Origin of the sequence: Azospirillum sp. TSO35-2 (assembly GCF_003116095.1) — a bacterium.
Taxonomy (GTDB): Bacteria; Pseudomonadota; Alphaproteobacteria; order Azospirillales; family Azospirillaceae; genus Azospirillum.
On the sequence record NZ_LGRA01000008.1, the window covers coordinates 148284 to 167510 of the forward strand.

The 19227-nt window shown below is 73.3% G+C and carries 16 protein-coding genes; 6 read left to right on the plus strand and 10 right to left on the minus strand.

Annotated elements, in window-relative coordinates:
* Positions 1-17 precede the first annotated feature (17 nt).
* Positions 18-1343, minus strand: a complete 1326-nt coding sequence (locus TSO352_RS02150; RefSeq protein ID WP_109105745.1) for a cobyrinate a,c-diamide synthase — start codon at positions 1341-1343, stop codon at positions 18-20.
* Positions 1336-2133, minus strand: coding sequence for a uroporphyrinogen-III C-methyltransferase (gene cobA, locus TSO352_RS02155; protein ID WP_109105746.1), 798 nt, complete (start codon positions 2131-2133; stop codon positions 1336-1338). Before cobA ends, TSO352_RS02150 begins: the two co-directional genes overlap by 8 nt.
* Here cobA and TSO352_RS02160 point away from each other — a divergent pair.
* Positions 2132-3343, plus strand: a complete 1212-nt coding sequence (locus tag TSO352_RS02160; RefSeq protein WP_247871849.1) for a cobalt-precorrin-5B (C(1))-methyltransferase — start codon at positions 2132-2134, stop codon at positions 3341-3343. The genes cobA and TSO352_RS02160 overlap by 2 nt on opposite strands.
* Positions 3344-3468: 125 nt before the next feature.
* On the opposite strand, the gene cobM is transcribed toward TSO352_RS02160, so the two are convergent.
* From cobM to cbiE, 3 genes are read right to left on the minus strand one after another with little or no spacing between them, the layout of a single operon-like run.
* On the minus strand, positions 3469-4230 hold the full coding sequence (gene cobM / locus TSO352_RS02170) for a precorrin-4 C(11)-methyltransferase (RefSeq protein WP_109105748.1): 762 nt from the start codon (positions 4228-4230) through the stop codon (positions 3469-3471).
* Positions 4227-4691, minus strand: a complete 465-nt coding sequence (locus TSO352_RS02175; RefSeq protein ID WP_109105749.1) for a cobalamin biosynthesis protein — start codon at positions 4689-4691, stop codon at positions 4227-4229. The genes cobM and TSO352_RS02175 overlap by 4 nt, the downstream gene beginning before the upstream one ends.
* Entirely contained in the window at positions 4679-5917 is a 1239-nt protein-coding gene (cbiE, locus tag TSO352_RS02180; protein ID WP_109105750.1) for a precorrin-6y C5,15-methyltransferase (decarboxylating) subunit CbiE, read from the minus strand. Before cbiE ends, TSO352_RS02175 begins: the two co-directional genes overlap by 13 nt.
* Here cbiE and TSO352_RS02185 point away from each other — a divergent pair.
* Positions 5916-6701 (plus strand): cobalt-precorrin-6A reductase, encoded by a 786-nt coding sequence (locus TSO352_RS02185; RefSeq protein WP_109105751.1) that lies wholly within the window; start codon positions 5916-5918, stop codon positions 6699-6701. The genes cbiE and TSO352_RS02185 overlap by 2 nt on opposite strands.
* A 164-nt stretch (positions 6702-6865) precedes the next feature.
* On the opposite strand, the gene cobJ is transcribed toward TSO352_RS02185, so the two are convergent.
* From cobJ to cobN, 5 genes are read right to left on the minus strand one after another with little or no spacing between them, the layout of a single operon-like run.
* Positions 6866-7630: a precorrin-3B C(17)-methyltransferase gene (cobJ, locus tag TSO352_RS02190; RefSeq protein ID WP_247871850.1), complete on the minus strand. Its 765-nt coding sequence runs from the start codon at positions 7628-7630 to the stop codon at positions 6866-6868.
* Between the two features lie 20 nt (positions 7631-7650).
* A complete protein-coding gene (locus TSO352_RS02195; RefSeq protein WP_109105753.1) occupies positions 7651-8391 on the minus strand; it encodes a precorrin-2 C(20)-methyltransferase in 741 nt (246 codons plus the stop codon).
* Complete coding sequence (locus tag TSO352_RS02200; RefSeq protein WP_109105754.1) at positions 8388-9026, minus strand: precorrin-8X methylmutase; 639 nt, start codon at positions 9024-9026, stop codon at positions 8388-8390. Before TSO352_RS02200 ends, TSO352_RS02195 begins: the two co-directional genes overlap by 4 nt.
* Complete coding sequence (gene cobG / locus TSO352_RS02205) at positions 9019-10407, minus strand: precorrin-3B synthase (RefSeq protein WP_109105755.1); 1389 nt, start codon at positions 10405-10407, stop codon at positions 9019-9021. The genes TSO352_RS02200 and cobG overlap by 8 nt, the downstream gene beginning before the upstream one ends.
* Positions 10404-13796: a cobaltochelatase subunit CobN gene (gene cobN / locus TSO352_RS02210; protein ID WP_109105756.1), complete on the minus strand. Its 3393-nt coding sequence runs from the start codon at positions 13794-13796 to the stop codon at positions 10404-10406. The genes cobG and cobN overlap by 4 nt, the downstream gene beginning before the upstream one ends.
* A 253-nt stretch (positions 13797-14049) precedes the next feature.
* On the opposite strand from cobN, the gene TSO352_RS02215 reads away from it, so the two are divergent.
* The 4 genes from TSO352_RS02215 to rpmG all read left to right on the plus strand — a co-directional run bounded on the left by TSO352_RS02215 (position 14050) and on the right by rpmG (position 19109).
* Positions 14050-14658 carry a hypothetical protein gene (locus tag TSO352_RS02215; RefSeq protein WP_109105757.1) on the plus strand — a complete coding sequence of 203 codons (609 nt, stop codon included), beginning with the start codon at positions 14050-14052 and terminating at the stop codon, positions 14656-14658.
* Between the two features lie 48 nt (positions 14659-14706).
* On the plus strand, positions 14707-16875 hold the full coding sequence (rnr, locus tag TSO352_RS02220) for a ribonuclease R (protein ID WP_109105758.1): 2169 nt from the start codon (positions 14707-14709) through the stop codon (positions 16873-16875).
* 259 nt (positions 16876-17134) lie between these two features.
* Positions 17135-18793 carry a S41 family peptidase gene (locus TSO352_RS02225; protein WP_109105759.1) on the plus strand — a complete coding sequence of 553 codons (1659 nt, stop codon included), beginning with the start codon at positions 17135-17137 and terminating at the stop codon, positions 18791-18793.
* A 148-nt stretch (positions 18794-18941) separates the two neighbouring features.
* Complete coding sequence (rpmG, locus tag TSO352_RS02230) at positions 18942-19109, plus strand: 50S ribosomal protein L33 (RefSeq protein WP_109105760.1); 168 nt, start codon at positions 18942-18944, stop codon at positions 19107-19109.
* Positions 19110-19227: the final 118 nt, after the last annotated feature.

Consider the following 19227-nt stretch of genomic DNA (forward strand, 5'->3'; position numbering starts at 1 on the left):
GCTATCCCCCCGTGTGTTCAACCGCGTGCGATCAGGTGGACGAACGACCCCAGCGCCAGCCCGCGCCGCCCGCCCAGGTCGCCCAGCGCCCCGCCGTCCGCCGCCGTCGCCTTCAGCAGCGGCGCGTCGTCGCCGCGGCCGAGGGTGGAGGCGTAATGGAACTCGTGCCCCATCAGCACTGTGCCCGCCGGCCCCAGCGGCCCGTCGGCCAGCAGTTCCGCCCGGCGGTAGCCGAGATGCAGCTTGCGCTTGGCGAAGGAGGTGCGGACGCCCAGCAGGCCGGCCATCGCGTGGGTGACGCCGTCGGCGTCCTCCAGCGTCTCCCCCATCACCATGTAGCCGCCGCACTCGCCGAAGACCGGCACCCGCTCCGCCGCGGCGCGCAGGCCGGCGTGGAAGCGGTGGTTGGCGGCCAGACGGCCGGCGTGCAGCTCCGGATAGCCGCCCGGCAGATAGACGGCGTCGGCGTCCGCCGGCGGCGGCTCGTCGGCCAGGGGCGAGAAGGTCAGCAACTCCGCCCCGGCGGCGCGCCAGCCCTCCATCAGGTGCGGGTAGGCGAAGGTGAAGGCGGCGTCGCGGGCGATGGCGACCCGCTGGCCGAGCGGCGGCAGGGCCGGGGCGTCGGTCCCCGTCCCGGCGCGCGACGGCCGGGCCAGCGCGGCGACGCGGTCGAGGTCGACATGCTCGCCGACGAACCGGCCGAGCGCGGCCAGCCGCTCCCCCAGCCCCTCCGTCTCGTCGGCCTGGACGAGGCCGAGGTGGCGTTCCGGCAGCGTCAGGGCCGGGGCGCGGGGCAGGGCGCCCAGCAGCGGGATCCCCAGCGCCTCGATCGCGGTGCCGGCCAGCGCGGTGTGGCGCGGGCTGCCGACGTTGTTCAGCACGACGCCGCCGATGGTGACGTCGTCGCGGTAGGTGGCGAAGCCCTTGACCAGGGCGGCGGCCGACTGCGACTGGCCCTTGGCGTTGACCACCAGCAGCACCGGCCAGCCGGTGCGCGCCGCGATCTCCGCCGTCGAGCCTGTGCCGGTGGCGCCGATGCCGGCGACCCCGTCGAACAGGCCCATCAGCGCCTCGCACACCAGCAGGTCGGCGCCGTCGCCGGCGCGGGCGGCCAGCCCGTCCAGCAGGTCCGGACCCATCGCCCAGCTGTCGAGGTTGACGCTGGGCCGGCCGGTGGCGGCGCGGTGGAAGGCCGGGTCGATGTAGTCCGGCCCCGACTTCACCGCCCCGACCGCCAGCCCGCGCTCGCGCAGCGCCACCAGCAGCCCCAGCGTCAGCGTGGTCTTGCCCGAGCCCGACGCTGGCGCGGCGATGATCAAGCCCTTGGCCAGTCCCTTAGCCATGATTGGCCTGCTGCGCCGGCAGCCAGTCCAGCGCCGGGCGCAGCCGCACCACCTCGCCGATGACGATGATCGCCGGCGGCTCCAGCCCGCTCGCCGCCAGATCGGCGACGCAGGCGCCGAGGCTGGTGACCAGGGTCTTCTGGCCGGGGGTCGTCGCCTCCGTCACCACGCCGACCGGCGTGCCGGCGGGCAGGCCGCCGGCCATCAGCTCCGCCGCGATGGTCGGCAGCGCCTTCCACGCCATGTAGAGGATCAGCGGCGCCCCGGTCGCCGCCAGCGCCCGCCAGTCCGGCCCGCCGCCCAGCGAATGGCCGGTCGCCAGGATCACCGCCTGGTTGGTGTCGCGGTGGGTCGCCGGGATGCCGGCGTAGGCCGGGCCGGCGATGCCCGAGGTCAGGCCCGGCACGATGCGGAAGGGGATGCCGTGGGAGGCCAGCGCCTGCGCCTCCTCGCCGCCGCGGCCGAAGACGAAGGGGTCGCCGCCCTTCAGCCGCAGCACCCGGTGGCCCTCCTGCGCCAGTTCGATCAGGCGGTTGGTGATGTCGTCCTGGTGGGCGGAGGGCCGGCCACCGCGCTTGCCGGCGAACTCCAGCCTTGCCGCCGGGCTGGCCAGTGCCATGATCCGTTCACCGACCAGCGCGTCGTGGACGATGACGTCGGCTTGCCGTAGACCTTGCAGCGCCAGCAGGGTCAACAGCCCCGGGTCGCCGGGGCCGGCGCCGGCCAGCCAGACGCTGCCAGGGGCGAAGGGGACCTGAACGGATTCGGGAATGGACGACTCAAACGACATGGACGCGGACTCGGGTTCGGAGAGGAACGGGGGCGCGGAGGCGAACGGGGCGGACGGCAGCGGTGGCACGCCGGAGCATGCTACACCCTTGCGCCGCGGCTGGACGACGGGAACCTGCGCCACCGCGGCGGCGCGGGCGGCGGCCGAGGCGCTGTTCGGCAACGACTTTCCCGACCCGGTCACCGTGACCCTGCCCGGCGGCCAGACGCCGGCCTTCGCGCTGGCGGTCACCGGGCGCGGCGAGGGGCCGGAGGGGCCGTGGACGGCGGCCGGCGTGGTGAAGGACGCTGGCGACGACCCCGACGTGACCCACGGCGCGCTGGTGCGGGCCCGGGTGTGGCGCGGCCCGGCCGGCAGCGGCGTCGGCTTCTGCGCCGGCCCCGGCGTCGGCACCGTGACCCTGCCCGGCCTGCCGCTGCCGGTCGGCGAGCCGGCGATCAACCCGGTGCCGCGCCGCATGATCGCCCAGGCGGTGGGGGAGGCCGCGGCGGCGGCCGGCCAGCCCGCCGACCTGGTGGTCGAGATTGGGGTGGAGAATGGCGAGCAGCTCGCCAAGCGCACGATGAACGGGAGGCTCGGCATCCTCGGCGGCCTGTCGATCCTGGGGACGACCGGCATCGTCGTGCCCTATTCCTGCGCGGCCTGGATCGCGTCGATCCAGCGCGGCGTCGACGTGGCCCGCGCCGCCGGCCTGACCCACGTCGCCGCCTGCACCGGCGACGCGTCGGAACAGGCGGTGGTCGCGCGCTATGGCCTGACCGAGCAGGCGCTGATCGACATGGGCGATTTCGTCGGCGGCACGCTGAAGTATCTGCGCCGCCACCCGCTCCCGCGCCTGACCCTGTGCGGCGGCTTCGCCAAGTTCGGCAAGCTGGCGCGCGGGCTGATGGACCTGCACTCCAAGCGCAACAGCGTCGACCTCGACTGGCTGGCCGACCGGCTGGCCGAGCTGGGCGCCGGGCCGGAGCTGGTCGCCGACGCGCGGGTCGCCAACACCGCCGCGCAGGTGCTGGGCATGGCCGAGGCCGCCGGCCTGCCGCTGGCCGACCATGTGGCGGAGCTGGCACGGCAGGCGGCGCAGGCGGTGCTGGAGGATGCGCCGGTGGCGGTCGAGGTGCTGGTCACCGACCGCCAGGGCTGCATCGTGGGTTGTGCGCCCTCTCCCGCCCCGGGAGAGGGAGGGGACCCGCGCGGAGCGCGGGGAGGGTGAGGGGTTAGGCAAGAATCCCGAACCGGATGGTTCCTTGGCGCACCCCTCACCCTTCCCAAGCTTCGCTTGGGCCCCTTCCCTCTCCCGGGGCGGGAGAGGGTGATGTTTTCCGGGGAAGAGGAAAATCACTCCCCCAGCCCCCGGTAGCGGCGGACGTGGCTGCCGTCGTACAGTGCGCTGCAGCGGAAGTCCTCGTGCCCCAGGGCCGGGCCGACCAGGATCAGCGCGGTGCGCTCCATCGGCGAGGCGGCGACCTGTCCGGCGATGTCGGCCAGCGTGCCGCGCAGCACCCGCTCATCGGGCCAGGTCGCGCGGTAGACCACCGCCGCCGGGCAGTCGGCGCCGTAGAGCGGGGTCAGCCGTTCCACCACGCTGGCGATGACGTGGATCGACAGGTGGATCGCCAGCGTGGCGCCCGACGCGCCCAGCACCTCCAGCGTCTCATTCGCCGGCATGGCCGAGGCACGGCCTTCGGTGCGGGTCAGGATCAGCGTCTGGCTGACCTCCGGCAGGGTCAGTTCCCGCCCCAGCGCGGCCGACGCCGCGGCGAAGGCCGGCACGCCGGGGGTGATGGTGTAGGGGATGCCCAACTCGCGCAATGCCCGGGTCTGCTCGCCGAGCGCGCTGTAGACCGACAGGTCGCCGGAGTGCAGCCGGGCCACGTCCTGGCCCGCCGCGTCGGCGGCCTTGAACTCGGCGACGATGGCGTCGAGCGTCAGCGGCGCGGTGTCGACGATGCGGGCGCCGGGCGGCGCGTGGGCGATGATCTCCTTCGGCACCAGCGAGCCGGCGTAGAGGCAGACCGGGCAGGCGGCGATCAGGTCGCGGCCGCGCAGCGTCAGCAGGTCGGGGGCCCCCGGTCCGGCGCCGATGAAATGGACGGTCATGAACGGGTCTCCGACAACGGAACGAAGGGCAGGGCAACAGCGGGCAGGGCGAGCGCCACGGTGGCGCGCGGGGTGGAGCGGCGGGGCAGCAGCAGGCCTGATCCCGGCCCGGCCGCCGCCAGCGCCGCCGCCTCCGCGACCGAGGCGAGGCCGACCGCCGCCAAAACGGTGGCGGAGCGGGTGTGGACGCGGTCCTGCGCCGCCAGCATCGCGTCCTCGCCGATGAAGCGCAGCGGCAGGCCGAGCGCGCGGGCGGCCTCGGCCAACCCCGGCTCGTCGGCCTTCAGCGCCGGGGCGGCGAGCGCGGCCCGTTGGCGGGCCTCGTCGGGCACGGCGGCGGCGTCGAAGGCGTCGGCGACCAGGGTGGCGATCTCCTCCCAGCCGCAGCCGCGGCGGCAGCCGAGCCCGACGAAGACCGGGCCGAACAGCCGCGAATCATCGGCCATCATCAGGCGGTCCATGCCACCTCCGCTTGGGGCTTTTCCACCCGCCACAGCGTGACCGGCATCAGCGGGCGCCAGCCGCGGAAGCCGCCGACCGCCGAGGCGCGCGACACCGCGATCTGCGACAGCTCGCCGCCGAAGCGCTTATGGGCGTCGATCAGCACCGCCTCGCTCTCCAGCGTCACCGCGTTGGCGGCGAGGCGCCCGCCGGGGGGCAGCGCGCTCCAGCAGGCATCGAGCACGCCGTCGGCGGTCAGGCCGCCGCCGATGAAGACCGCGTCGGGCCGCTCCAGCCCCTCCAGCGCCGCCGGGGCCTTGCCGCGCGCCAGCGTCAGGCCGGGCACGCCGAAGGCGGCGGCGTTGGCGAGGATGCGGGCGATGCGCTCCGCGTGATGCTCGACGGCGACGGCGCGGTTGGCCGGGTCGCGCAGCATCCACTCGATGCCGATCGAGCCCGAGCCGGCACCGACGTCCCACAGCAGTTCGCCCCGGCGCGGCGCCAGGAAGGACAGGGTAACGGCGCGGATCTCGCGTTTGGTGATCTGGCCGTCATGGTCGAACCAGTCGTCGGGCAGGCCGGGCGCCAGCGGCAGCACGCGGGCGTCGGCGGCGGCGACGCAGTCCAGCGCGATGGTGTTGAGATCGGCGACGCGCTCGGTGCTCCAGGTGTCGGCGGTGGCCTCCAGCCGGGCCTCGCGCGGGCCGCCCATCGCCTCCAGCACGCTCAGGCGGGAGGCGCCGAAGCCGCGCGCCCGCAACAGCGCCGCCAGCGTGGCCGGAGTCGTTCCGTCCCAGGAAAGAACCAAAAGCTTTGCGTTCGGTTGCAGATGCGGAACGACCAGCTCCAGCGGGCGGCCGTGCAGGGTCAGGCACCGGCAGTCCTGCAGCGGCCAGCCCAGCCGCGCGGCGGCGAGGCTGAAGGCGGAAGGCGCGGGAATCACCATCGTTTCCGCAGCCGGAACGAGGCGCGACAGCGTCGCCCCAACCCCGTACCAGGACGGATCGCCGCTCGCCAGCACGCACACCCGCTGCCCGCGCCGAGCCAGCAGGCCGGGAAAGGCGTCGGTCATCGGCGACGGCCACGCGACTCGTTCCTGTCCCGCAACGGCCGGCACCAGTCCGAGATGGCGGGTGCCGCCATAAAGCACGGCGGCGTGCTCGACCGCGGCGCGGGCGGCGGGCGACAAACCGTCCCAGCCATCCTCTCCGATGCCGACGATGGTGAGCCAACGGGCGGTTCCCATGCTATCCATGGCGCCGATCCTGACAAACGGGGAGGGGGACGCGGTGCTGAAGGCGCTGATTCTGGGCGGCACGACCGAGGCGACGGCGCTGGCGAAGCGGCTGGCCGGCCATCCGCGCATCGACGCCCGCGTGTCGCTGGCCGGACGGACGAAGAACCCGGTGCTGCCGCCGCTGCCGACCCGCATCGGCGGCTTCGGCGGGGCGGAGGGCTTGGCCGACTATCTGCGGGCCGAGGGCATCGCCGCGGTGATCGACGCCACCCACCCCTTCGCCGCGCAAATCTCCGCCAATGCCGCCCTGGCCTGCGCGCGGGCCGGCGTGCCGTTGCGGCTGCTGACCCGCCCGGCCTGGGCGGCCGGGCCGCGCGACCGCTGGATCGCCGTGCCGGACATGGCGGTCGCGGCGCTGGCCGTGCGCGACCTGGGCGACGCGGTGTTCCTGACCATTGGCCGGCAGGAGGTCGCGGCGTTCGAGGCGACGCCCGACAAGCGCTACCTGATCCGCGCCGTCGACCCGCCGGAACCGATGCCGGCCCTGCCCCGCGCCACCCTGATCCTCGACCGCGGCCCCTTCACGCTGGCCGGCGAACTGGCGCTGATGCGGGCGCATGGCGTCGAGGTTGTGGTCAGCAAGAACAGCGGCGGCCACGCCACCGACGCGAAGCTGGAAGCCGCGCGGGAATTGGGGCTGCCGGTGGTGATGGTCGAACGGCCGGCGGGCAATGGGGTGGCGGAACTGCGCGGCGTGGCCGAGGCGGTGGAGTGGCTGGAGGGGATGGGCTAAGGCTTCTGCCCCCTCGACCTTGGCCCCCACCCTAACCCTCCCCCGCTGGGCGGGGGAGGGGATTGCCGCCGCCATTGTGGAAATGCACCAGTCCCCCTCCCCCGCCCAGCGGGGGAGGGTCGGGGTGGGGGCAAGTGTGTCCGACCAGCGACCGCCACCCATCCTCACCCCCGGTAATGCCGGGGCGTGTAGACCCAGCTGCCGCCGTCGGCGCGCGGGACCAGACGCGTGTGCGAGGCGCCGATGATCACCAGCGTGCGCATGTCGGCCTGCTCCGCCTGCACCGCGCCCAGCGTGGTCACGGTCAGCGCCTCGTCCGGGCGGCCGATGGCGCGGCCCAGCACGATCGGAGTGTCGGGCGCGCGGACCTCGCGCAACGCGTCGAACGCCGCGCCCAACTGCCAGGGCCGGGCGCGCGAGATCGGGTTGTACAGCGCGATGACGAAGTCCGCCTCCGCCGCCAGCCGCAGGCGCTTCAGCACCACCTCCCACGGCTTGAGGTTGTCGGACAGCGAGATGGCGCAGAAATCATGGCCCAGCGGCGCCCCGGCCCGCGCGGCGGCGGCCTGCATCGCCGACACCCCGGGATCGACCGACAGCGGCACCGCGCGCCACGCCGCGGGCGCCTCCGGGTCGTCGAGCGCCTCGAACACCGCGGCGGCCATGGCGAAGATGCCGGGGTCGCCGCCCGACACCACCGCGACCCGCCGGCCCTGCGCCGCCAGATCCAGCGCGAAGCGGGCGCGGTCCAGCTCCACCCGGTTGTCGGAGGCGTGGCGCACCTGCGGCCCGGCCGGCACGCGCTCGACATAGGGGAAATAGCCGACGAGGTCGGTGGCCTCGGCCAGGTCGCGCCGCGCCTCCGGCGTCAGCCAGTCCTCCGGGCCGGGGCCGAGCCCCACCACCTTCAGCCAGCCGCCTGTCTCCACTTTGACCGTCTCCTGGCCGCTCATCCGCGCTTGCCCTCGCCCGGAATGACGATCTGCGAGAAGTAGGGGGCGACGTCCGGCGCCTCCAGGAACGGCATGAAGCGCTGCTCGTCCATGCTGGCGCGCTCGACGTACCAGGCGCGCTCGGCCAGACCGGCGGTGGCGATGGCGCGGCGGACCTTCGGCAGGTTCTGGCCCAGCTTCATCACCACCGAGGCGTCGGCCGCGGTCAGGGCGCGGACCAGCGCCTCCTCGTCCAGCGTGCCGGGGATCACCGACAGCACGTCGTCGCGCAGCATCAGCGGGCGCGGCAGCAGCGAGGCGCTGCACACCATGCTGGTGACGCCGGGCACCACCTCGGTCGGGAAGCGGGTCGACAGCCGCAGGAACAGATGCATGAAGGAGCCGTAGAAGAACGGATCCCCCTCGTTCAGCGCGGCGACCGAGCGGCCGGCGGCGAGATGGGCCGCGATGCGCTCCGCCGATTCATCGAAGAAGGCTTCGATCTGGCGGCCATACTCCGGATGGTCGGGCGGCAGTTCCACCGTCACCGGGTAGACCATCGGCAGTTCGATGTGGTCGGCGGTGATGGCGCCGTCGGCGATGCGGCGGGCATGGCCCTTGGTGCCGCGCTTGCAGAAATAGGCGACGACCGGGCAGGCCCCGATGGTGCGCACCGCTTTCAGCGTCATCAGCTCCGGATCGCCGGGGCCGACGCCGACGCCGTAAAGACGGCCGGGAGGGGTCAGGTCGCTGCTCATTCGACGTCGCTCGCCAGGGCGTTGACGGCGGCGGCGGCCATGGCGCTGCCGCCGCGCCGGCCCCGGATCGCCAGATAGGGGACGCCGAAGGGGTTGGCGGCCAGCGCCTCCTTGCTTTCCATCGCGCCGACGAAGCCGACGGGGAAGCCCAGGATCGCGGCGGGTTTCGGCGCGCCGGCCGCCAGCCGCTCCAGCAGGTAGAACAGCGCGGTCGGCGCGTTGCCGATGGCGACCACCGACCCGCCCAGTCGCTCGCCCCACAAATCGAGCGCCGCGGCGGAGCGGGTGTTGCCGATGGTCTTCGCCAGATCGGGCACGGCGGCATCGCGCAACGTGCAGACCACCGGGTTGTCGGCCGGCAGGCGGGCGCGGGTCACGCCGTGCGCCACCATCTCGCTGTCGCAGAGGATCGCGGCACCGTTGCGCAGCGCCGTCCGGGCGGCGGTGCCGACGTCGGTGGAGAACAGCAGGTCCCGGGCGGCGTCGACCATGCCGCAGGCGTGGATGACGCGCACCGCCACCGGCTTCAGGTCGTCGGGGATGCCGGACAGGTCGGCCTCCGCCCGGATGGTGGCGAAGGACTGGCGGTAGATGGCCGCTCCGTCGCGGATGTAGTCGTAGAGCGGCTCAGGCACCGGAAAACTCCTCAACAGACAGACCGGCGACGCAGGCGATCGCGTCGTCGGGGGACAGGCCGGCGCGCAACGGGGCGTCGCCGGGCTTGGCGTTGACGGCGACGTCATACAGCCCGTCGCGCGCCGTCAGCGTGACATCGGCGGCGCCGGGGTGGGCGCAGCCCTTGGCGCAGCCCGACACATGCACCATTCGGACACGGTCCAGCAAGGGGCCTGCGCGCTCCGCGATGGCGAGCGCGGTGGCGTGGGTGTCGGTGGTGCCGACGTCGCAGCCACGCACGCCGCTGCACGCCGTCAGCTTCAGGCGGCGGTCGGTGTGGCTGAGGATGGCGCCGCGGGCGCGCGCGGTGGCTTCGGCGTCCGCGGTCGGGTCGACGAGAAGGAGGGCGCGCCAGGGAGTGATGCGGATCTCGGTGCAGACGGACGCCAGGGCGGACAGGGTGGCGCAGGTCAGGCGGCCGAAGGGGAAGGCGACCACTTTTCCGACGCTGATTTCCTTCTCCTCTCTGGGGAGAAGGTTAGGATGAGGGGGTTCGGCGCCGCCGAAGATATCCATGAGGTGCGTCCCCCTCACCTTGATCCTCTCCCCGCTCTCAGCGGACCTTTGGTCCGCCTGCCGCGACAGCGCAAACTTCGTTTGCGCGAAAGCGGGGGGGAGAGGAGAAATCGGTGTGGAGAGGCGCAAGATAAACGGTTCAACCCCAATCGCAGCCACCAGCCCCGCCATGCGGCGCGGCGGCTCGGGTTGTTCCGCGCGCAGGTCCAGGAAGGCGCGGCCGAGCGCCGAGGCCACATCCGCCACGTCCTCCGCCCGGCACAGCCCCAGCGGTGCCGCCTGCGCCAGCGTGCCGCCCAGCGACACCTGGAACCGCCCGCCGTCCAGCGCGTCGAAGCGTACATCCGTGCTGCTGTCCGCCAGATGGCCGAGGCCGCCACCGCAGACCAGCCAGCCGAACTTCGGCGGCAGGCGGTGCAGTACGCTGTCCTCCGCCAGCCGTACGTCCAGTGTACGCGCCACCGGCCGTACGTCGACCCCGCACGGGTCGAGCCCGGCGGTGGGGGAGCACAGGACGTTGCGGACCGCCTCGCTCGCCGCGTCGTCGGCGACGTAGCCCATCGCGCGCAGGGCGTCGGTCACCGGCCCGATCCCCTCCGAAGACACCCCGCGCACTTGCAGGTTGCCGCGGTGGCTGAGGTCGATCAGACCGTTGCCGTAACGATCTCCCAGCTCGGCGATGCGCCGGGCGTGGTCGGCGGGCAGCGCGCCGGCCGGCACGCGCACCCGCAGCAGGAAGCCGTCGCCGACCTCCATCGGCGCCAGCACGCCGGGGCAGGTGCCGCGGCGGCGTGGCTGGTTGCGTGTCGACAGGATGCCGGTCATGCGGCCGTCTTCCCCAGGCGGCGGAGGTCGTCGGCGGTGGAGTTGCGGCGGGGATGCCACAGGCCGCGGTCGAGCGCCTCGCTCATGCGCGCCACGATATGCCGGGCGGCGGCCGGGTTGGCCTGCGACAGGAAGTCCCACACCGCCGGGTCCTCGACATAGGCGTCGAACAGCAGGTCGAAATGGGCCGGGCGCACCGCGTCGGTGGTGGCGGCGAAGGCGAACAGCGTGTCGACGCTGGCCGCCAGCTCCGCCGCCCCGCGGTAGCCGTGGCGCATCATGCCGGCGATCCAGCGCGGGTTGACGGCGCGGCCGCGCAGCGTGCGGGCGATCTCCTCCGCCAGCGTGCGCACGACCAACGTCTCCGGGTCGGCGCTGTCGAGGTGGTAGAGCGCCGGTTCGGACCGCTCCAACGCCGCCGCCGCGGCGAAACCGCCCTCGAACTGCATGAAGCCGTCGGTGGACAGCACGTCGTGCTCGCGCTGGTCCTGATGGTGGACCAGGGCGTCGGCGCCACCGACCCGGCGGCGGAACTGCGCCGGCAGGGCCAAGCCCTCCAGCCCGGCGCCGTAGGCGTGGCAGCCGCCGTCGAGATAGGCGGCGCCGAAATCGGCCTGGGTCTGCCAGTCGCCCCGCGCGATCATGCCGGACAGCGCGGTGCCGTAGACGCCGGGCGCGGCGCCGAACACCCGCGCGGTGGCCCAGCGGCGGGCGTCGTCGGGCGGAGTGCCGGCGGCGGCCAGACGCGCTTCCTCGGCGCGGGCGGTCGCCGCCAGCGGGTTGACGTCGTCGGCCTCGTCCAGTCCGGCGATGGCGCGCACCGCCTGGTCGAACAGGGCGATCTGCTGCGGGAAGACGTCGCGGAACAGGCCGGAGATGCGCAGCGTCACGTCGACCCGCGGCCGGCCGAGCACGCCCGCCGGCATGATCTCGTAGCCGGTGACGCGGCCGGAGCCGTTCTCCCAGATCGGCCGCACGCCGAGCAGGGCCAGCGCCTGGGCCAGCTCGTCGCCGCCGGTGCGCATGGTGGGGGTGCCCCAGCAATCGACCACCAGCCGCTGCGGCCAGTCGCCATGGTCCTGCAGATAGCGGGTGATCAGCGCGTCGGCCGCCTGCCAGCCCAGCGTCCAGGCGGTCGGCGTCGGCACCCCGCGCGGGTCGAGGGCGTAGAGGTTGCGGCCGGTCGGCAGCGTGTCGGCCCGCCCGCGCGCCGGCGAGCCGCCGGGGCCGGGGCGGACGAAGCGGCCGTCCAGCCCGTCGAGCAGCGCCGCCATCTCGGCCTCGCCGCAGGCATCGAGCGCCGCTGCAATGGTTGTCGGGTCGGCGGAGCGGGCGACGGCGGCGGCCAGCCGGTCGCGGCGCTCCCCCGCCGGGCTGAGGCCGAAGACGTGGAGGCCGTCGCGGATCTGCAACTCCTTGATGTCGCAGAGATGGGCGTCGAGGCGCGACAGGATGGCGTCGGGATCGTCGTCGGGCCGCAAATTGCAGTCGGCGGCGACGCCGGATTTCCAGGCGAGGTCGAGGATCGTCTCGCGCAGCATGCCGAGCCGCCGCGGGTCGAGCCCGGTCGCCTGGGAATACTCGTCGATGGCGGTTTCCAGGCTGGCGAGGTCGCCGTGCAGCCCGGCTTCGACCGGCGGCGGCGTCAGGTGGCCGATCAGCACGGCACCCAGCCGGCGACGGGCCTGCACCCCCTCGCCGGGGTTGTTGACGATGAAGGGGTAGAGCACCGGCAGGGCGCCGCCGACGATCTCCGGCCAGCAGTCGGCCGACAGCGCCACCGCCTTGCCGGGCAGCCATTCCAGCGTGCCGTGGGCGCCGATCTGCACCAGCGCCTGGGCGCCGAACGCATGGCGAAGCCAGAGGTGGAAGGCGACATAGCCGTGGCTGGGCGGGGTGTCGGGGTCATGGTGCTGGGCGGTGGTCAGCGGGCCATGGCCGCGGCTGGGCTGCACCGCCACCACGGCGTTGCCGCAGCGGTGGAGGCGGAAGGCGAAGGCGCCGTTGGTCACCGCCGGGTCGGCGGCCGGCTCGCCCCACTGCGCGGCGATGCGGGCGCGGACCTCTGCCGGGGCGAGGCGCTCGTACTCGGCCAGCGTCAGGGCGGGGGTGGGGGCGGCGGTCAGCCGGTCCATCAGCGCGGCGCCGCCGTCCGGGATGGCGGACAGCGTGTAACCCTCGGCGGACAGCCGGGCGAGCATGGCGACGGTGCTGGCCGGGCTGTCCAGCCCGACCGCATGGCCGATGCCGCCGCCGGGGCCGGGGTAGTCGGACAGCACCAGCGCCAGCCGCCGCTCCGCCCGCGGCGTGCGCGCCAGCCGGACCCAGGCGGCGGCGAGGTCGGCGGTGACGGCGACCCGGTCGGCGATCGGGCGCAGGGTCGGGGCGGCGAATTGCAGGTCGGGGTCGGGCTCCCCCGCCGCCTTGAAGGCGATGGCGCGGGCGATGATGCGGCCGTCCATCTCCGGCAGCACGACGTTCATCGCGAGGTCGGACGGCCCCAGCCCGCGCGACGAGGCGCGCCAGCCGGCTTCCGGCGTGGTCGACAGGATGGCTTGCAGGACCGGCGTGCCGTTGGCCTCCAGCGGCGAGCCGTCGTTGCGCGCGGCGGAGAAGGCGGTGGTGTTGACGACCACGGCGGCGCCTTGGGCGGTCAGGCTGGCGCGCATCCAGGCGGCGCAGTCCGGCTCCTTCAGGCTGGCGACGAACAGCGGGCGGGGGGCGAGGCCGCGTTCGGCCAGCGCGTCGCACAGCGCGTGGATCGGCGCGAGGTCGCCGGCCAGCAGGTGGGAGCGGTAGAACACCACCGTGGCGACCGGGGCGTCTTGATCGACGGCGCCGGACCAGCCGTCATAGGCGCCGAAGCGCGGCACCGGGGCCGGGTCCTCGAAGGCCAACGGCGTGCCGGCCAGGGTGGCGGCGCAGGCCAGCAGATGGCCCATGTTGGCGGGGCCGCCCTCGGTGAAGCCGCGCCACAGCCGGTCGGCGGTGTCCTGCGGGACGGTGCCGTAGGCGGTCAGGTTGGGATCGGGTTGCGCCTCCCCCGGCAGGACGGCCAGCGGGATGTTGCGCTCCCGGCACAAGCTGGACAGGCGGTCGAGGCCGTAGCGCCAATAGCCGCTGCCGCCCAACAGGCGCAGCACCACCAGTTTCGCCTTCGCAACGACGCTGTCGGCGTAGAGGTCGACCGAGAGCGGGTGGCCCAGGCGGTTGAGGTTGGCCAGGCGCAGCGTGGGCAAGCGGTCGCGGTCGGCTCGCCACGCGGCGGCGAGCGCGGTCAGGTCGCTGTCGGAAAAGGACAGCATGACGAGGTCGGCCGGCGTCTGCCCCAGGTCTTCCGCCTGGGGGCCGGCGTCGAGTTCGTCCTGACGGGCGGCGAGCAGATGCATGTGTCGTTACTGTTCCGGGGGTGTTTGCCCCCTCCCTCCCGCTCTTGCGAGCGGGTCCCTACCTCCCCCGCTTGTCAGCGGGAGAGGGCCAAATGTGCAGTGCGGCGGCAGTCCCCTCTCCCGCCGCTCTCGCGCCAGCTACGCTGGCGCTGCCGCGTCAGACGGACCTTCGGTCCGCTGAGAGCGGGGGAGGGTTAGGGAGGGGGCAACGCCCGCCTCCGTCGATGCACCACCAAGACCACAGGACCGTCCCATGACCGGCGCCCGCCACGGACAGCGTTTGATCCTCGCCCTGGCGATGCTGATCGCCGCCATGCTGCCGGCGAGCGCGCAGCCAGCCACCGCCACCGCCACCGCCACCGCCACCGACGACCGGCCCTTCCGGGAGTTCGACGAAACCTTCAAGTCCTGGCGGCTCTATTGCCAGGTCTGGACCGCCACCCGACAGGTGGAGTGCGAGCTGTCCAGCCGCGGCATCAACGACCGCACGGCGCGGCTGGTCTGGCTGCGCTCGACCGATCGCTGGCGCGAGGGGCTGCGCTTCCGGGTCGCCGCCGAGGCTTTGGATCTCGACAAGCTGGTGCGGGTCTGGTCCGACCGGGCGGTGTTCAAGCCGGACTCCCCCTGCAAGCCCTACCGGTTCGAGACCAACACCTGCGCGGTGACCGATCCCGAGATCAACCGCCGCATGGTGGAGAAGATCGCCCCGGCGCCGGAAATCTCCATCGTCGGCCAGTCGCCGGCGGGCGGGAAAACGGAGGTGCGGTTCCCGCTGGCCGGCTTCCGCGAGGCGGTGGAGCGCAGCGAGGCCCTGCGCGCGATGGCCGGCCGGCCCTGGGCGACGAGCCCCGGCGGCGATTGATCCCCATATCGTTCCTTCTCTGACAAAAACCGACGGACGCCCAGCCCCGTGACCGACAGCCGTTTCCCCAGCAAGGACACCGTCCTCGCCTTCATCCGGTCCAGCACCACCCCGGTCGGCAAGCGCGAGATCGCCCGCGCCTTCAAGCTGTCCGGCTCGGCCGACCGCGAGGCGTTGAAGGACCTGCTGCGCGAGCTGGAGGCCGACGGCGCGGTGGAGCGCGGCCGCAACAAGCGCGTCGCCCCGCCGCAGGCGCTGCCGGAAGTCGCCGTGCTGCTGGTCACCGGCGCCGATGCCGACGGCGAGCTGTCCGCCCGCCCCCTGACCTGGACCGGCGAGGGCAACCCGCCGCGCATCTTCCTGCCGGCAAACCGCAAGACCGATGGTGACCGCAAGGCTGGTGGCGGGGACAGGCCGCTGGCGGTGGGCGACACGCTGCTGGCCAAGCTTGCCCGCATCAACGACCGGCTGTATCAGGCGCGCGTCATCCGCCGCATCGACGGCGAGCGCGAGGGCCGCGTGCTGGGCGTCTACCGCCCGGCGGCCGACGGTGGACGCATCGTGCCGACCGACCGCCGCCACAAGACCGAGTTCCTGGTGCTGCCGCCCAACCGGGGCGAGGCGGAGGCCGGCGACCTCGTCTTCGCCGACCTGCTGCCGGCCGGGCGGGCCGGGCAGCCGCAGGCCCGGGTGGTGGAGCGGCTGGGCTCCACCGACGAGCCGCGCGCCTTCAGCCTGATCGCCATCCACACCCACGGCCTGCCGACCGTTTTCCCGCACGCCGCGCTGCGCGAGGCGGAACTGGCGGCTGTGCCGGCGCTGATGCAGCGCGAGGATCTGCGCGGCATCCCGCTGGTGACCATCGACGGTTCCGACGCGCGCGACTTCGACGACGCGGTGTGGGCGGAGGCCGACGACGACCCCGCCAACCCGGACGGCTGGCACCTGCTGGTCGCCATCGCCGATGTTTCATACTATGTCCGCCCCGGTTCGGCACTGGACCGCGCCGCGTATGAGCGCGGCAACTCGGTGTACTTCCCCGACCGCGTCGTGCCGATGTTGCCGGAGGCGCTGTCGAACGGCCTGTGCTCGCTGCGGCCGGGGGAGGACCGCGCCTGTCTGGCCTTCCACCTGTGGATCGACCGCAACGGCGCGCTGATCCGGCACCGGCTGGTGCGCGGCCTGATGCGCTCCGCCGCGCGGCTGACCTATGAACAGGTGCAGGATTGCCGCGACGGCCGGCCGGACGAGGTGACGGCGCCGCTGGCCGACACGGTGATCACCCCGCTCTACGGCGCGTACACCCGCCTGGCCCAGGCCAGGGGCCGGCGCGGCACGCTGGAACTCGACCTGCCGGAGCGCCGCGTCCGCATCGACGAGCGCGGCCGGGTCGCCGCCATCACCGCGCGCGAGCGGTTCGACAGCCACCGCCTGATCGAGGAGTTCATGATCGCCGCCAACGTCGCGGCGGCGGAGGTGCTGGAAAGCCGGACCATGCCGGGCCTCTACCGCGTCCACGACCGCCCGTCGATGGACAAGATGGAGGCGTTGCGCGGCTTCCTGGCCGGGATCGGCCACCCGCTGGCCAAGGGGTCCGACCTGAAGCCGGAGCATTTCACCCGCATCCTGCGCAAGGTGGAGGGCACGTCGCACGCGCCGCTGGTCAGCGAGATGGTCCTGCGCGCCCAGGCCCAGGCCGCCTACAGCCCGGACAACATCGGCCATTTCGGGCTGGCGCTGCACCGCTACGCCCATTTCACCTCGCCGATCCGCCGCTACGCCGACCTGATCGTCCACCGGGCGCTGATCCGCACGCTGGGCCTCGGCGTCGGTGGGCTGGACGACGAGACGCTGGGCCGGCTGGCGGAGATCGGCGAGCATCTGTCGGGCACCGAACGCCGCGCCGCGACGGCCGAACGCGACGCCGTCGACCGCTACACCGCCGCCTTCCTGGCCGACCGGGTCGGCGAGCGGTTCACCGGCCGCGTGTCCGGCGTCAGCCGCTTCGGCCTGTTCGTCCGGCTGGACGAGAGCGGCGCCGATGGGCTGATCCCGGCCAGCACCCTGCCCGACGATCGCTACGAGCATGACGAGGCGGCGCACGCCCTGGTCGGGCAGCGTCACGGCCGGACCTACCGCCTCAGCGACCGGGTGGCCGTGGTGCTGGTGGAGGCCGATCCGCTGACCGGCAGCACCCTGTTCCGGCTGGTCGACTGAGGCGCGCCGCCCGCCACCCGTGTCTTTTCGGCCACGCTTGCGCTTGGCGGCAAAAGCGTGGCCCTGCCAGGGATTTGGCAGGCCGCGCCATACCAGCGTGACCTTGGCGCCACAGATTTGGACATTTCGCAACATTGTGGTGCGGACCGCAATTTTGTCCCGCTCCGCCTCTGAACGAAGGTGCTATCTCTTACCCATCCGGGATCGGGAACATCCTCGTCCGGTCCGGTCGCAGGAAAGGGAGGCCGCGGTTAGCCCCATGGCCAAGTGCGCTTGCAACGCGCCGCCGCGCGTGTCGCCGTTTCGGATCCCGGCGTTTCCGACCCAGCCCGTCTGGACCGTGGCGCAACGGCTGGGCCGCTCCCTCCACCATTCCCTGAGACGTACGGCGCTGCAACTCGGCGCCGCGTCCGTCCTGTTCACCCTGTCCACCGGCCCGGCGCCGGCGCTGACCCCGGCGACCCCGCCACCGGTCAGCGAGCAGGTGTTCGCCGTCGGTTTCAACAAGATCGCCGAGGTCTATCTGGACCCGGTGTCCTTCGACCGCCTCGGCCTCGACGGGCTGAAGGGGTTGACCGGCATCGACCCCGCCGTGACGGTGGAACGCGCCGGCAGCACCGTACGCCTGTACGTGTCGGGCGCGCTGAGCGCGGAGTACGGCATGGCCGGCGCCGCGGACGCCGGCGGCTGGGCCGCGCTGACCGCCCGGGTGATCGACCGCGCCCGCATCTTCTCGCCGGTGCTGGCCAAGGCCACGCCGGAACGGCTCTATCAGGTGGTGTTCGACGGCGTCACCGCCGACCTCGACGGTTATTCCCGCTACACCGGCGTCCAGCGCGCGACCAACGAACGGGCGCAGCGCGAGGGCTATGGCGGTGTCGGCGTCACGCTGGACAACGCCAACGGCCGCGTCACCGTGCATGACGTCATGGCGCACAGCCCGGCCGACCGCGCCGGCGTCGTCGACGGCGACCAGTTGCTGGCGATCGACGGCGACCTGACCACCCGGCTGACCGCGTCCGAAATGCGCGACCGGCTGCGCGGCCCGACCGGGACCGTCGTCATCCTGACGCTGGCCCGCGACAGCGCGGCCCCGCGCCGGCTGCCGCTGCGGCGCGAACGGGTGGTGCCCAACACCGTGACCTATTCGCTGTCCGGCGACATCGGCGTCGTCAAGCTGGATCGCTTCAACGCGACCACCGCGTCGAGCCTGCGCACCGCGGTCACCGCCATCCGGCAGGGCGCCGGCAGCACGCTGCGCGGCATGGTGCTCGACCTCCGCGGCAACCCGGGCGGGCTGCTGGACCAAGCGGTCGCGGTGGCCGACCTGTTCATCCGCCGCGGCCGGATCATCTCGACCGAGGGCCGCAACCCCGACAGCCGCCAGCGCTTCGACGCCAACCCCGACGACCTGCTCGACGGGCTGCCGCTGGTGGTGCTGGTCGACGGCCGCTCCGCCTCGTCGGCGGAGGTGGTGGCGTCGGCGCTGCAGGACTCCGGCCGCGCGGTGGTGGTCGGCGCCTCCAGCTACGGCAAGGGCAGCGTCCAGACGGTGACCCGCCTGCCCAACGACGGCGAGCTGTTCCTGACCTGGAGCCGCATCTACACCCCGGCCGGCTACACCCTGCACCGCCAGGGCGTGCAGCCCACCGTTTGCACCAGCCACGCCGGCCAGACCGACCCGGACGCCCTGCTGGCCGACCTGCGCGAAGGGCGGCTGCGCCCGGCGCAGATCGCCAGCTGGCGGTCGAAGGCGGCCGACGACGAGCAGGCGCTGAACAGCCTGCGCGAAACCTGCCCCTGGAAGGAGCATGAGCCGGAGCTGGACCTGAAGGTCGCGATGCGGCTGCTGTCCGACCCGGCGCTGTACCAGCGGGCGGTCGCCATGGCGGTCGTCAACACCGTCGCCGAACGCTGATCGCGGCGGTTGGGGCATTGATGGGGCGTTGGCCGAATTGGCCGCCCATAACGCTTGACATCACGGCGTCAGACGGTATCTTCCGCCGCTACGACGCCGCCCCCGCCGGGCCGGCGGGGCACGGATTTTATTTGTCGGGATCGAGATCATGGCCAAGCAGAACACCGTCCTCATCAAGCTGGTGAGCACGGCTGACACCGGTTTCTTCTACGTCAAGAAGAAGAACCCGAAGAAGACCACCGAGAAGCTGTCGTTCCGCAAGTACGACCCGGTGGCGCGCAAGCATGTCGAGTTCAAGGAAAGCAAGATCAAGTAAGGCTTTCCCGACACGTTGCTGTGCTTCGAATGAACAGGCCGCCTTCCGGGCGGCCTTTTCGTTTTTCTGCCTGAGGTCCTGCGATCGGGCCGGGTGGAGCGGGCGGGCGCTCCTGCGC

Excerpts from the sequence above, each read along its gene's own strand:
- rpmG (WP_109105760.1), top strand. The coding sequence starts at position 18,942 with ATGGCCAAGCAGAACACCGTCCTCATCAAGCTGGTGAGCACGGCTGAC.
- TSO352_RS02225 (WP_109105759.1), top strand. The coding sequence starts at position 17,135 with ATGGCCAAGTGCGCTTGCAACGCGCCGCCGCGCGTGTCGCCGTTTCGG.
- cobM (WP_109105748.1), bottom strand. The coding sequence starts at position 4,230 with ATGACCGTCCATTTCATCGGCGCCGGACCGGGGGCCCCCGACCTGCTG.
- TSO352_RS02150 (WP_109105745.1), bottom strand. The coding sequence starts at position 1,343 with ATGGCTAAGGGACTGGCCAAGGGCTTGATCATCGCCGCGCCAGCGTCG.
- TSO352_RS02160 (WP_247871849.1), top strand. The coding sequence starts at position 2,132 with ATGGACGCGGACTCGGGTTCGGAGAGGAACGGGGGCGCGGAGGCGAAC.
- cbiE (WP_109105750.1), bottom strand. The coding sequence starts at position 5,917 with ATGGGAACCGCCCGTTGGCTCACCATCGTCGGCATCGGAGAGGATGGC.
- cobG (WP_109105755.1), bottom strand. The coding sequence starts at position 10,407 with ATGACCGGCATCCTGTCGACACGCAACCAGCCACGCCGCCGCGGCACC.
- cobA (WP_109105746.1), bottom strand. The coding sequence starts at position 2,133 with ATGTCGTTTGAGTCGTCCATTCCCGAATCCGTTCAGGTCCCCTTCGCC.
- TSO352_RS02185 (WP_109105751.1), top strand. The coding sequence starts at position 5,916 with ATGCTATCCATGGCGCCGATCCTGACAAACGGGGAGGGGGACGCGGTG.
- TSO352_RS02195 (WP_109105753.1), bottom strand. The coding sequence starts at position 8,391 with ATGAGCAGCGACCTGACCCCTCCCGGCCGTCTTTACGGCGTCGGCGTC.
- TSO352_RS02215 (WP_109105757.1), top strand. The coding sequence starts at position 14,050 with ATGACCGGCGCCCGCCACGGACAGCGTTTGATCCTCGCCCTGGCGATG.
- cobN (WP_109105756.1), bottom strand. The coding sequence starts at position 13,796 with ATGCATCTGCTCGCCGCCCGTCAGGACGAACTCGACGCCGGCCCCCAG.
- TSO352_RS02175 (WP_109105749.1), bottom strand. The coding sequence starts at position 4,691 with ATGGACCGCCTGATGATGGCCGATGATTCGCGGCTGTTCGGCCCGGTC.